The sequence below is a fragment of the Paralcaligenes ureilyticus genome, assembly GCF_004346225.1.
GTDB lineage: Bacteria > Pseudomonadota > Gammaproteobacteria > Burkholderiales > Burkholderiaceae_B > Paralcaligenes > Paralcaligenes ureilyticus.
The window spans coordinates 40,872-53,324 of sequence record NZ_SMAJ01000017.1; the positions used below are offsets into that span (position 1 = coordinate 40,872).

Consider the following 12,453-nt stretch of genomic DNA (forward strand, 5'->3'; position numbering starts at 1 on the left):
CCGCTACATCATTAGGTTACGCATGACAACACCCCAGTGGGGCTACGAACGCCCGGAATGCCGAGGCAGCTTTGCTCTAAGCTTGTTCCTCGATGATATGGACAGATTGGTCACGCATTACGCCGCGAAGACTGAAAACCTGGAGGTTCGGCAATTTCAAGCGCAAGCCGCCGCTAACAAGCTTGTGCAGGCATACCAAAAAAATGCACGCGGGACCCAAGCGTTTATCCATCAATCGATAGAAATCCGCTCGGTCATCGACGATGCGGGCCGCGTGCAATTCGTACCGATATTCTCGTCCGGCTTGAAAGCCTGCTTAATGGAATTGCTTAAGCGCTCCAACAAGACTCATCTGCACTAAGCCCGAACAGTGTCGCCGCCGGAAACAGATTGTTCATCGAGCCCGAAATGTTCCTTCATCTTCGCCCACCCTTTCGGAGTCACCTGAACCAGGCGCGAAGTTTTTGATCGACGCAACCACTCCGATTCACACAGCACGGCCATAAGCCGGACACCCAAGGGGCCGGCCAAATGGTGGGTACGCTCGGTCCAGTCCAGACATTGCCGCGCAATCCCGCGCCGGGTAGGCGCATCGGCTACCGAAATGCCTATCGTGCCAAACCACCTTGCTCCGGCAGGGGTCACGCTATACAGCTTCTGGGCCGCAGGCTTGAGATAGCGCCGCTCCACCAAAGCCGTGGTCACGGCTACCCCCAATTGACCCGCCAAGTGGTCATAACAACAGCGGGCCATTTGCAAATCCTGGGCCTGACGGCCAAGCGGCCTATGCCGGACAGGCTGACCAATGGCCGCAAGATGCTCCAGCGCATGAGCCACGTTCGGGCCGGCCAGACGGTAGTAACGATGCCGCCCTTCGGATTCGCATAACAGCAACCCGCCGGCGAGGAGCTTGGACAAGTGCGAGCTGGCCGTCTGCGCCGTAATACCCGCGGCATAGGCCAGTTCCCCGGCAGGCAAGGCACGTCCATCCATCAACGCCGCAAGCATGATCGCACGGGTCGGATCGCCTATGAGGAAGGCGACGGAAGATACATTGGGAAACGCAATCATGGGAAACGCTCCAGTGACAACTGGTAAATCTTACGCCCGGACAGGTCTGCATGTTTCGATGCATGACGAAGCATTCAAGAGCGGATCCATCATGAGCAACAGCCACGTATTTGTACCGGCACGCATGTTTTGTAGCAGCACCCCTTGTGGGTGCCATCGGCTCCCACAAACAGTCAAAGGCTACCCTCGGCCTCGACGACCAAAATACGCGCCTGGCCAATGGGGTGCGCCACATGCTCTGTGCCCACCGATGCATAGAACACGTCACCCGTCTCTAGGACAGCGCGAAGCTCATCGCCATTGTCCCGGTAATGCATCTCGACTCGCCCATCGAGCACCGCAAACACTTCCTGCCCGTCATTGACATGCCATTTGTACGGCTGGTCGGTCCAGTGCAACCGTACGGTAATGCCATTCATCGTGGCAATATCCAGTGCGCCCCAAGGCCGATTTGCAGTGAATTCTTTGCTTCGTATGATCTTCATGATTTTTAGCTGATGGGCGGATGCAGCACTGGCTGAAGGCTTTGGCAGCCACAAGGGCTGCCGCTACATGAGCGGATACGTATTTGTAGCGGCAGCCCTTGTGGCTGCCATCGATCATTCATTCACCCCGTTCCCCGCATCCTGAAACCGACATCTCGCCCCACCGCAACCCGGTCAGGACGCCTGCTGGTAATAGATATTCTGCGGGTGCCGCGCCTCGGCAAAGAAGAACCAGCGTTCGGCGACCAGGCCGGCATACTGAACTACAAAAGCAACAACCAGCAAGGCGACGGGCGCTGACAAGGACAGCGACAGCGCCAGCAATATGAACGGCACGAGGAACGCGCCGAGCAAAAAACCGTACTTGACCGTCTGCAGCGTGCGCGGGGATTTGCCGTGAAAGAACTCCCGCATATTGAACGCGCTGCCGGTAAAGCCGCGAGACTTCTGAACCACTTTCTGCGCCACAATGCCCGTGGCGCTTTGCACCGTCGACTTGGGTTGCAGCCGGGCATTGCGTGCCAGCGAGGCCAGCCGCGACACGCAGCCGGCTACCGTCAACACACACGCCCAAAGCGCCAGGTTCCCTGCGAGCGATGGGGCGAAGCACGCGGCGCACAGCGCGGCCAGGGTGAAGCCCGACGCGCAGCCCAGCAACACAAAATTCACCATCGTCAACGGGCTTGCCCATTCCTGTAGAAAGCGCAGGCACGAATAGATCATGGCGGTGCACACGAACAACACCGCAGCGGCCAGCACAGCGACAACTCCAATGGTCAGCGTATAGCCTTGCGACAAGCCTATTGCATGGGCGCCGCCATATAGGAACGCAAGTGCAAGAAACGCCGGCAACGCAAGACACTCGCGCGATAGCCACGAAGTACGCCACATGGCAATCGCCCGCCAGGCGCGCTCGGGGTGCCCCAGATGGAAAAACGATGCCAATAGACCCAGCCCGCCAAGAACGACGGCCACAGCGGCGCCTGCGATATAGAACGCCGATTCAGGCGGCGCCAGCAGGCCCGCGCCTGCGGCAAACTCCATCGCAACCAGCGCCAGCATCAGCCCCTGCGCCGCGCCGCATAATGTTGTCAAAAACACGACCGAAAAGGCAGGCCGCATTGCACTCTCCTTGCTGATCGGTCTGTACGGCACAGTGCGCGCCGTACGACCTCACTGCGTTGTGTATACGATTAATCGAACATCAAACATGCGCCGCCACAGACGCAAGATTGACTTGACCGCTTTCGAGCTGCCCTTCCAGACTCTCGGCTTGCGGTTGCGATGCGGACCCGCACGAACACGACTGTGCCGAGCATCCGTGCGCTTCGGTCTTGCGCCGCGGCAGATAATGATTGGCCGGGCGCGTGCCCCACTCGGGCATCAACTGATAGCCGCCACGTTCGCGGATGGCCTGCGAAACCTCTGAATCCGGGTCGTGGATATCGCCGAACAGCCGCGCCGAAGTCGGGCAAGCCAGCACACAGGCGGGCTTGCGGTCGCGCTCGGGCAGCGCTTCGTTGTTAATACGATCCGCACACAGCGTGCATTTGGTCATTTCCTTGCGCTTCGGATCCAGCTCGCGCGCCCCGTAAGGACAGGCCCACGCGCAATAATTACAGCCTATGCATTTGTCGTAATCGACCAGGACCAGGCCATCCCCCTCGCGTTTGTAGCTGGCGCCTGTGGGGCAAACCGGCACGCACGGGGGATCTTCGCAGTGCAGGCAGGATTTGGGAAAATGAATGGTATCCGTGGCCGGAAACTCGCCGGCCTCGTAGGTCTGCACCCGGTTAAAAAACGTGCCTTCGGGATCGGCATCGTACGGTTGCAGATCGGCCAGGCTGCCCGCCTCGCCCGATGTGTTCCATTCCTTGCAGCTCGTCACGCACGCATGGCAACCCACGCACACATTCAAGTCGATTACCAGCGCCATCTGGGTCATATCGCGTCCCTCCCTATTTGTTTTTTGCGGCGCGGCGCAGCCTGGCGGCAAATTCGCCGCGCCCCGCGAAGTAGGTCTGAACCATCCGCGTGACGACATTGGTGGCGCCAGGCATGGGCACCATCGGCGCAAATTGCGGCAAGGTTGTGTCGTCCTCATCGGCCTGCGCTGGATAGATGCGCACCCGCACGTCGAACCAGCCGGCTTGTCCGGTGACAGGGTCGGAGTTCGACAGGCGCGCCTGTCCATTTTCCGCCGGCAATTCATCGGTGATCAAGTGATTGAGCAAAAAGCCGCGCTGCGATTCATTGGCATCCGGGCCCAGGTTCCAGGCGCCCGCCGCCTTGCCGATCGCGTTCCATGTCCAGACCGTGCCGGGCTCTACCGCCTCGCTGTAGCGCGCCATGCAGCGCACCTTGCCCCAGGGCGATTCCACGTATATCCAGCCGCCGTCGGCAATGCCGCTCTGCGCGGCGACCTTCGGATTGACGAACAGATAGTTCTCGCTGTGGATTTGCCGCAGCCACGCATTTTGCGAATCCCAGGAATGGTACATCGCCATCGGCCGCTGCGTGATCGCCGTCAGCGGGAACTTCTGCAAATCAGTCACGCCGCTTTCCAGGGGTTCATACCAAAAAGGCAGCGGATCGAAATAGCGCTCGATCCGGGCGCGCAGATGGTCAGGGGGCTGGCGCCCGCGGGTCTTACCCTGCGCCGCGAGCCGGAATTTCTGCATGACGTCCGAATATAGCTGGATCACGATGGGCTGGCCGAACTTGCGCAGCCCGTTCTCGACCGCCCATTTCATGTAGGGGCCATTGCAATTGCGCATGTACTGAAATGTTTCGGGCAGCACGTGATGATGGAAGCAATCGTTCTTCGCGTACTGCTCCCATTGATTCGGATTGGGTTCGCCGACCAGCGCTTTGTCGCCGTTCTTGCCGCGCCAACCAATCAGGAAACCCATGCCCGAATTAGGCGCCGTCTCATAATTGACGATGAAATCCGGATAATCGCGGTATTTAGGCTTGCCATCGGACGTCGTGAATGCCGGCAGCTTGAGCCGGCCGGCCAACTCGACCAGCACCTCCTGGAACGGCTTGCACTGGCCTGTGGGCGGCACGACCGGCACGCGCACCGAATCGGCCGGGCCGTCGAATTCGGAAATGGGCCGATCCAGCATGGACATTACATCGTGCCGTTCCAGATACGTGGTATCGGGCAGGATCAGATCGGCAAACGCCGTCATCTCCGATTGGAACGCATCGCACACCACCAGGAACGGGATCTTGTATTCGCCGTCTTCACGCTTGTCCACCAGCATCTTTCGGACTTCGACGGTGTTCATCGAGGAGTTCCACGCCATGTTGGCCATGAAGATCATCAAGGTATCGATGGGGTAAGGATCACCGCGCCATGCGTTCGTGATGAGGCTGTGCATCAGGCCGTGCACCGCCAGCGGAAATTCCCACGAGAACGCCTTGTCGATCCGTACCGGGGCGCCCTGCTCGTCGATGAAAAGGTCTTCGGGCGCCGCCGGCCAACCCAGCGGGCCGCTGGGCAGCGGCGTATTCGGTTTGACTTCGTCCGGGCTTTTCGGAGGCTTGGCCGATGGCGGCACCGCGCGTGGATACGGCGATTTGTGCCGAAAGCCCCCCGGGGTATCGATCGTGCCCAGCATCGACATCAGCACCGATAGTGCGCGTATGGTCTGGAAACCGTTGGAGTGTGCGGCCAGCCCGCGCATGGCATGGAACGCAACGGGATTGCCGCGCACCGTTTCGTGCACAACACCCCACGAATCGGTCCAGCGGATCGGCAGTTCGATCTTGTGTTCGCGCGAAGTTTGAATCATTTCACCCGCAATGCGCCGTATGGTGTCGGCCGCAATGCCGGTGATCTGCGCGGCCCACTCGGGGGTACAGGCGGCGACGCGCTCGCGCAGCAAGGTGAACGATGGCGTCACCGGCGTGCCATCATCGAGCACGTAGCGGCCATCCAGCGCCGGCTCGGCGCCGGGCGCGTGCTGCAGCACGGCTTTGCCGGCTTTCGCGTCCCACCACATGCGGTTCTGCGGATATAGGGGATTCAATTCGGGACTGTCGCTATCCTGGACGAACAGGCCGAATGTGTCGCTGTCAGCCCTCAGATCGACCAGTTCTCCCGCATTCGTATAGCGCGCGACGAACTCATGATCATAGGCATCCCGTTCAATCAACTCGTGGATCAGCGCCATGAACAGCGCCCCATCGGTACCAGGCCGGATCGCCACCCACTCATCGGCAATCGCCGCGTAGCCCGTGCGCACCGGGTTAATCGCAATAAAGCGCCCGCCCGCGCGCTTGAACTTGGAGATGGCGATTTTCAGGGGATTCGAATGATGGTCTTCGGCGGTGCCTATCATCAGGAACAGCTTGGCCTGATCCAGATCGGGCCCTCCGAATTCCCAGAACGACCCGCCCATCGTGTAGATCATGCCCGCCGCCATATTGGCCGAACAGAAGCCGCCATGCGCCGCGTAGTTCGGCGTACCGAACTGCTTGGCGAACAAGCCGGTCAGCGCCTGCATCTGGTCGCGGCCGGTGAAAAGCGCAAACTGCTTGGGGTCGGTGGCGCGCAAATGGGCAAGGCGCTTTTCCAGCAATGAAAAAACGTGCTCCCAGGACACCGGCTCGAACTGCGCGGCGCCACGCTCGGTGCCGGGCTTGCGCATCAGCGGCTGGGTCAGGCGCGCCGGCGAATACTGCTTCATGATGCCCGACGAACCCTTGGCGCAGATCACCCCCTGATTGAGAGGATGGTTGGGATTTCCGTCTATATAGCGGACCTCGCCGTCGCGCAAATGCACGCGTATGCCACACCTGCAGGCGCACATATAACAGGTCGTAGTCTTGACTTCGAGAGATTCTTGCTGCGTACGCTGCCCATGCTCCATGCATATCTCCTGCCGGTTTATTTAAGCCGGTCCGCTGAACCCGACGACACGTCTGAGCGTGCAATTTGCATCATCCTAACATCAAAATCGATACTTGGAGTACCGAAATTTATTATTTTTTTAATAAAAATGGCGGACAGAAAAAAACGATGGTCAATGACTGTTGCAGCGTTGATGTCTGCAGCCTCATTCCCGACGAACCGGCGCTCGCCCACGCTGCCTTCCTGCCAAGACTGTCCCGAAAATGATTATTCCGCATCCCACGATCATTACGGGCGTAATTTTCTCATCCAGAAATACAGCCCCCCACAACATTCCGAAAACGGGAATAAGAAAGGTCACCGACGCCGCGAAAGCCGCACCGACATGCTCGACCAGCCTGAAGAACAGAATATAGGCGAAGCCGGTGCAAACAACCCCCAACGCAGCAACACATGCCCAAGTCAATGACGTAACGCTATGCGCGGGCCAAAAAAACAACGCCAGCGGCATCAGGACGAGTGCCGCAAAAAACTGACTGCCAAAAGCCACGACCATGGGCTGGACTCCGACCAGATATCGTTTCGAGTAGTTAATTCCGAAGCCATAAAACACAGCCGCAAGCAAGGCGGCGGCAATTGCCAGGGGTACCCCTGCAATGCCCGCACCGAGCGTTTCCCACACCAGGACGACAACACCTCCAAATCCCACCAGCAAACCGAGAATCTGCTGGCGGCCTACGACCACCTGAAACCCGGTCAGGGCAATCAGCGCTACCCAGAGAGGCGTCGTTGCATTCAGGATGGAATCCAGGCCCGCACCGACATACAGGGTTGAATAGGCCAATAAACAAAACGGGATCGCGGAATTGGTGACGCCAAGAATAAACAAGGCCTTCGCCTTGGCTCGAAACTGGCCCCGCGCCACCACCGAGCGCAATACAGGCGCCAGGACCAGCGTGGCGATCCCGACACGCAAGGCAATCAGGGGAATCGGCCCCAACTCAGGCGCGCCAATACGCATGAATAAAAAGGATGCACCCCAAATCGCGGCCAGAACCAGGAGTTCGACAAAGTTCATTCGCAAAATTGTGCCTCAATTAACCACAACGGGTGTCAGATAATAAAATGTACAGATTATGCGGGCCGTACGCACCCTGCTTCTTGCGTTTGATTTCGCTTTGGGGCCTGCACTTGCGGATCAGTCGTGCAGCCTGCTATGCACGAGATGGTTTTTCAGCTTGTCCCAGTCCCACTCAACGCCCAGGCCAGGGGCCAATGACGCAACGGCTCTGCCATGCTCAATGCTTATCGAAGCCTGCGTGATCACATCGAGCTGCGGTATATATTCCAGCCAACGGCTATTCGGTATGGCACAGCACAGCGCGACGTGAATTTCCATAAGGAAATGCGGGCAGATCGGCACGTTATACGCCTCTGCCATATGCGCAACCTTGAGCCAGGGAGTAATGCCGCCAATACGCCCCACATCGACCTGGACGATGGAACAGGCATCGCTTTGCAGATAATCCTTGAATTGCGAAATGCTATAGAGCGATTCGCCCACGGCAATTGGCACCGACGTCGATGCGCACAGGCGGCGGTGAGCCCCGACATCATCGGCGTGTATGGGTTCCTCGAACCAGGCAATATTCAGCGGCTCGTAGCAATGAGCCCGGCGTATCGCTTCGTCCAGGGTAAAGCCCTGATTAGCGTCCGTCATGATGTCCCATGCATCGCCGACGGCAGTGCGTACGGCAGCGAGCCGATGGACGTCTTCGGCGACATGAGGGCGTCCAACCTTGATTTTAGTGCCGCCAAACCCAGCCTCTTTGGCGCGCAAAGCCTCATCAACCAATTGCGCCTCGTCCAGATGCAGCCAACCGCCTTCGGTGTAGTAAACCTGAATGCTGTCCTTGGCGCCGCCGGCCAGTTTGTGCAAGGGCAACCCCGCCTTTCGCGCGCGCAGATCCCATAACGCCGTGTCGACGGCGGCCAGGGCGATCGAGGTTATCGCACCCACCGCCGTGGCATGCACGCGATAGAACATGTCGCGCCATAATTTTTCGATGTCCTGGGCGTCCCGGCCGATCAGCATGGGCGCCAGATGATCATCGAGCAGCTTGATAACCGAAGACCCGCCTGTACCTATGGTGTAGCTATAGCCGGTGCCCACCGCACCATCCGCGTCGCGGATGCGGACAATGGGAGTCTCCTGGCATTCGAAGCTTTGGACAGCATCGGTGCGCACCACATTGGGTTTCAAATTGACTAAAAGCACCTCGACAGAGACGATCGCAGCCATTGTGTTTCCCCTTGAATTTCGAGAACCGGTAGCTTACTCCAGCTTGCATCACCCACTCCTGTGCGGTCGCCCCAAAGGCATTGACACATCCCATCCCTTTTCAACCCGGGACTAACGACCGTTGTCGTCATGCTTATGCCAGCGAAGGGAAGATAAAGGAAAACCTTGCCGCAATGTTGTCCCGGATGAGGGATAAGCATCTGCAGCTGCTGGTGTTGGGCGGCACAAAAGTAGATAGGTACACGCATCTCGGGACTAATTTACTTCCCTAAATTCCCGGAGAGGATTACTGTATGTCGATGGGTCTCATCTTGGATATGTAGAACGATGAACATCTCTACTTTTCTGCTGATGATCGTAGCTGTGGTGGTGCTTGCCTGGATCATATGGCTGGCCAAGGCATCTGCGCTGTTGAAAGACCAACTGATTCCGCAAATCCCTGCGCACCGTCAAACCTTTAGCTTGGCAAGAAGCCAGATGGCGTTCTGGTTCCTGATTGTATTGCTCAGCTTTCTGTATCTGTTCATAAAAACGGGCTCAACCGATGTGATTACGTCTCAGGCGTTAATGCTTATGGGGCTTTCAGCGTTGACAGCGGGCGGCGGGGCCGTTGTCGATAGCATGCGGGACACGCCGGAAGACGCGATGAACGACGGGCTTAAGGCATTGGGATTGAGTAGTTATCAGGATGTCCTGTCGCTGGAGGCTGACATTGCAGCCTTAACGGCGCAAGGCGATGCCTTAAGCGTGCCCGGCAAGGCAAAACTGAACGACCTGGTGTTGCTGCTACAGACCTATAAAAACAGGACTCAGCCGTTCGAGACCAATGGCTGGTTCAAAGACCTGACAACCGATATTGATGGTACCGCGTTACACAGGCTGCAGGCTGTGGTGTGGACGATTGTAGTAGGCAGTATTTTTATCTACCAAGTCTGTCTAACAGGTGCCATGCCGAATTTAAATGAAAATTTGCTGCTGTTAATGGGAATAAGCAATGCAGGCTATGTTGGCTTTAAATCCAACGAAACCCAGTATTAGGGATACAGCTCATGGCTGATATTCAACATGTTGTTGTGCTGATGTTGGAGAACCGTTCGTTCGATAGTCTGCTGGGAACGTTCAGCGCCTCCACGCCTAAATTTAACGGGCTGAAAGGTTCAGAGAGCAATCGTATTGGCAACCTGACCTATCGGGTTCGCAATGATCTGCCTGGCGGCGGTTCCTTTACGATCCCTACGCCCGATCCGGGTGAAAGCTATATCGATATCACCGAGCAACTGTTTTACCCCCATGACTGGCGTGGTGCTTATCCGCCGACCATGGGTGGCTTTGCCAATAACTATGCCATTCAATCGCCGTCAGATGGCTTTCACGATCCGCAGGCCGTGATGCACACCTATACTGAAGAACAGGTGCCGGTACTGCATCAATTGGCAAAGGCTTTTGCCGTGTCGGATCAATGGTTCGCCTCCGCCCCTTGCCAAACCTGGCCAAACCGGTTTTTTGCCCATACTGGAACATGCTACGGCATTGTCAATAACAAGGATTTTTTCGGGGCAGGCCAAGAGCCATTTCGTCAGCGTAGTATTTTTCGTGTATTGGAGGATGCAGGGCAGCCATGGAAGGTGTATTTTCATGACTTTCCACAGTCTCTGCTTTTGGCCGATATTCTGGATGTGGCGGCTAGCCATTATCATGGGTTCGCGCAATTTCTCGTGGACGCCGAGGCCGGGGTACTGCCTGCCTACAGCTTTATCGAACCGAATTATTTCGCCAATATCTTTACGAGTACACCGCCCAATGACCAGCACCCGCCACATGATATTCGGTATGGCGAAAAACTGATTGCCGATGCGTACAATGCCATCCGCGCCTCCAGTTGCTGGGAAAAAACACTGCTGATCATTACTTACGACGAACATGGCGGGTGCTACGATCATGTGCCACCGCCACGGGCGGTGCCGCCCGGTGACGGAAAAATGGCGCCAGATGGTTTTGCCTTTGACGCCTATGGCGTGCGCATCCCGGCAGTCATTGTGACGCCCTGGGTTCGGGCCGGGTCAGTGTTGAGCCCCTTGGATCACGGGCCGTACCCATTTGACCATACGAGTCTTATCAAGACAGTGCGCGAATTATTTGGCATTTCAAAACCGCTGACCGACCGCGATGCGGCGGCGCCGAGCTTGCTGCCTTACTTGGGTTTGGCCACGCCGTTCAATGACGGGCCAAGAGCCATTGTGCCGAGCAATCTGCAACCCAGCCGCGCCGAAATGCAAAATTTGGGCAACGCGCAGCCCAATGATCATTTAAAAGCGCTGGGCGCTGCAGCGGAGCGGCTTGATTCCGGGTTTAGGACCATTGAGCGCGATGTCGCACAGGCGGCCGAAACCGTGGCGCAGATTGGCGCCAGGGCTATTGCGCAGGTGGAAGCATTTTTAAGCCGTCTTTAGGGTGAGCCGCGTTCTGCTCCGTGTGGTGCCCACATGGTGAACTTGATCCTGCCCAGCGTAAAACAATTGATCCTTAACCTGGGATCGGCCGGCAAATAGGTTTCGATTGCAGTTTTCTAGCCAGTTTATGCGCGCGATGCGAGGCTTGGCCCGGGTTCTGTATCCGGCAAGATGGCAGCCACAAGGGCTGCCGCTACAAATTCCAACTTTGCTCCAGATGCAGAAACGCCACCTGGAAAGGTGGCGCTAGTTGCTTGATACTACCGAAAAATTCTGGTGGGCTGTGAGCGGCTCGAACGCTCGACCTACGGATTAAGAGTCCGCTGCTCTACCAACTGAGCTAACAACCCACGCCTGGCTAAACGACTGTCTTTCAAGAGACAGAAACCTAACCAAGGCCGAAATTATATTACAGATTCGAAGATCGCTTTTTTCAGGCCGATAAAGCACCCAATTTTTCCTGCAGCGATACGAATCATGGCGGGATTCATGGTTTTTACCCACCCCGCCCAGCGGCCTGTCACGGCACAAGCCAGAGGCCGAGTCGGTTATCGTACGATACTCATGGTAAAAAATACCGTATATCGGGATCCGTCGACCGGCTAATCTATAGGGCAACAAACATGTCTGATACCAACCTGCACCGTGCAAGCAACCCGCCTGACCCAGATGGCGGCGATGCGCGTCTGGAGGAACGCAGTTTGAATCGTCTTTTCCGGGATGCACGCACGCATCGGGCGTGGGAAACGCGCTCTATTCCCGAGCCGTTGTTGCACGAACTGTATGCGCTGATGATCATGGGGCCTACGTCGGCCAACTGCCTGCCGGCGCGTATCGTCTTTGTGTACAGCCCGCAGGCCAAAGCGCGGCTGGTGCCATTGATGAACGAGGGCAACCGCGAGCAGACGCGGCTGGCTCCGGTTACAGCCATCATTGCCTACGATCTGGAATTCTACGAGCAAATGCCCAAGCTGTACCCCCATCAGCCGGACGCGCGTTCGTGGTTCAACTCGACACCGGCGGCGGCACGCGAAGCGGCCCTGCGCAACGGCAGCCTGCAAGGCGGCTATTTCATTATGGCTGCGCGGTCGCTGGGACTGGACTGCGGGCCTATGGGAGGGTTTGACGCCGCCGCAGTCGCCCAGGCTTTTTTCCCTACAAAACCTTATGAAGTGAACTTCATATGCAATCTGGGCTATGGCCTGCCCGAACGTCTGCACCCTCGATTGCCCAGGCTAGCTTTTGATGAAGCCTGCTCGGTAGTCTGAGCCATCGCTTTAGACA

Annotated in this window: 11 protein-coding genes and 1 tRNA gene; 4 read left to right on the forward strand and 8 right to left on the reverse strand. The window is 57.4% G+C overall.

Annotated elements, in window-relative coordinates; all coding sequences use genetic code 11:
• The first annotated feature begins 22 nt into the window (after positions 1-22).
• Positions 23-361 (forward strand): hypothetical protein, encoded by a 339-nt coding sequence (locus tag EDC26_RS16970; protein WP_132584831.1) that lies wholly within the window; start codon positions 23-25, stop codon positions 359-361.
• On the opposite strand, the gene EDC26_RS16975 is transcribed toward EDC26_RS16970, so the two are convergent.
• The 7 genes from EDC26_RS16975 to EDC26_RS17005 form a co-directional block, all read right to left on the reverse strand.
• The gene (locus tag EDC26_RS16975; RefSeq protein WP_132584833.1) at positions 358-1,071 is read right to left on the reverse strand and encodes an ArsR/SmtB family transcription factor; all 714 of its coding nucleotides are present in this window, start codon (positions 1,069-1,071) and stop codon (positions 358-360) included. The genes EDC26_RS16970 and EDC26_RS16975 overlap by 4 nt on opposite strands.
• 173 nt (positions 1,072-1,244) lie before the next feature.
• Positions 1,245-1,556: a cupin domain-containing protein gene (locus tag EDC26_RS16980; protein ID WP_132584835.1), complete on the reverse strand. Its 312-nt coding sequence runs from the start codon at positions 1,554-1,556 to the stop codon at positions 1,245-1,247.
• 174 nt (positions 1,557-1,730) lie between these two features.
• The gene (locus tag EDC26_RS16985; RefSeq protein ID WP_132584837.1) at positions 1,731-2,678 is read right to left on the reverse strand and encodes a dimethyl sulfoxide reductase anchor subunit family protein; all 948 of its coding nucleotides are present in this window, start codon (positions 2,676-2,678) and stop codon (positions 1,731-1,733) included.
• Between the two features lie 82 nt (positions 2,679-2,760).
• Positions 2,761-3,501, reverse strand: coding sequence for a 4Fe-4S dicluster domain-containing protein (locus EDC26_RS16990; RefSeq protein WP_132584839.1), 741 nt, complete (start codon positions 3,499-3,501; stop codon positions 2,761-2,763).
• Positions 3,502-3,514: 13 nt separating this feature from the next.
• Positions 3,515-6,436, reverse strand: coding sequence for a molybdopterin oxidoreductase family protein (locus EDC26_RS16995; protein ID WP_132584841.1), 2,922 nt, complete (start codon positions 6,434-6,436; stop codon positions 3,515-3,517).
• 186 nt (positions 6,437-6,622) lie between these two features.
• Positions 6,623-7,495: a DMT family transporter gene (locus tag EDC26_RS17000; protein ID WP_132584843.1), complete on the reverse strand. Its 873-nt coding sequence runs from the start codon at positions 7,493-7,495 to the stop codon at positions 6,623-6,625.
• Positions 7,496-7,615: 120 nt separating this feature from the next.
• Complete coding sequence (locus EDC26_RS17005) at positions 7,616-8,719, reverse strand: mandelate racemase/muconate lactonizing enzyme family protein (protein WP_132584845.1); 1,104 nt, start codon at positions 8,717-8,719, stop codon at positions 7,616-7,618.
• 327 nt (positions 8,720-9,046) lie between these two features.
• On the opposite strand from EDC26_RS17005, the gene EDC26_RS17010 reads away from it, so the two are divergent.
• On the forward strand, positions 9,047-9,757 hold the full coding sequence (locus EDC26_RS17010; protein ID WP_132584847.1) for a hypothetical protein: 711 nt from the start codon (positions 9,047-9,049) through the stop codon (positions 9,755-9,757).
• An 11-nt stretch (positions 9,758-9,768) separates the two neighbouring features.
• Positions 9,769-11,169, forward strand: a complete 1,401-nt coding sequence (locus EDC26_RS17015) for an alkaline phosphatase family protein (protein WP_132584849.1) — start codon at positions 9,769-9,771, stop codon at positions 11,167-11,169.
• A 274-nt stretch (positions 11,170-11,443) separates the two neighbouring features.
• Here EDC26_RS17015 and EDC26_RS17020 read toward each other — a convergent pair.
• A tRNA-Lys gene (locus EDC26_RS17020) sits at positions 11,444-11,519 on the reverse strand.
• Between the two features lie 273 nt (positions 11,520-11,792).
• Between EDC26_RS17020 and EDC26_RS17025 the strand changes: the two genes are divergently transcribed.
• The gene (locus EDC26_RS17025) at positions 11,793-12,437 is read left to right on the forward strand and encodes a malonic semialdehyde reductase (protein ID WP_132584851.1); all 645 of its coding nucleotides are present in this window, start codon (positions 11,793-11,795) and stop codon (positions 12,435-12,437) included.
• Positions 12,438-12,453: the final 16 nt, after the last annotated feature.

Coding starts and splice junctions, on each gene's coding strand:
- EDC26_RS16990 (WP_132584839.1), bottom strand. CDS start 3,501: ATGACCCAGATGGCGCTGGTAATCGACTTGAATGTGTGCGTGGGTTGC.
- EDC26_RS16970 (WP_132584831.1), top strand. CDS start 23: ATGACAACACCCCAGTGGGGCTACGAACGCCCGGAATGCCGAGGCAGC.
- EDC26_RS17015 (WP_132584849.1), top strand. CDS start 9,769: ATGGCTGATATTCAACATGTTGTTGTGCTGATGTTGGAGAACCGTTCG.
- EDC26_RS16985 (WP_132584837.1), bottom strand. CDS start 2,678: ATGCGGCCTGCCTTTTCGGTCGTGTTTTTGACAACATTATGCGGCGCG.
- EDC26_RS16980 (WP_132584835.1), bottom strand. CDS start 1,556: ATGAAGATCATACGAAGCAAAGAATTCACTGCAAATCGGCCTTGGGGC.
- EDC26_RS17000 (WP_132584843.1), bottom strand. CDS start 7,495: ATGAACTTTGTCGAACTCCTGGTTCTGGCCGCGATTTGGGGTGCATCC.
- EDC26_RS17010 (WP_132584847.1), top strand. CDS start 9,047: ATGAACATCTCTACTTTTCTGCTGATGATCGTAGCTGTGGTGGTGCTT.
- EDC26_RS17025 (WP_132584851.1), top strand. CDS start 11,793: ATGTCTGATACCAACCTGCACCGTGCAAGCAACCCGCCTGACCCAGAT.
- EDC26_RS16975 (WP_132584833.1), bottom strand. CDS start 1,071: ATGATTGCGTTTCCCAATGTATCTTCCGTCGCCTTCCTCATAGGCGAT.
- EDC26_RS17005 (WP_132584845.1), bottom strand. CDS start 8,719: ATGGCTGCGATCGTCTCTGTCGAGGTGCTTTTAGTCAATTTGAAACCC.
- EDC26_RS16995 (WP_132584841.1), bottom strand. CDS start 6,436: ATGGAGCATGGGCAGCGTACGCAGCAAGAATCTCTCGAAGTCAAGACT.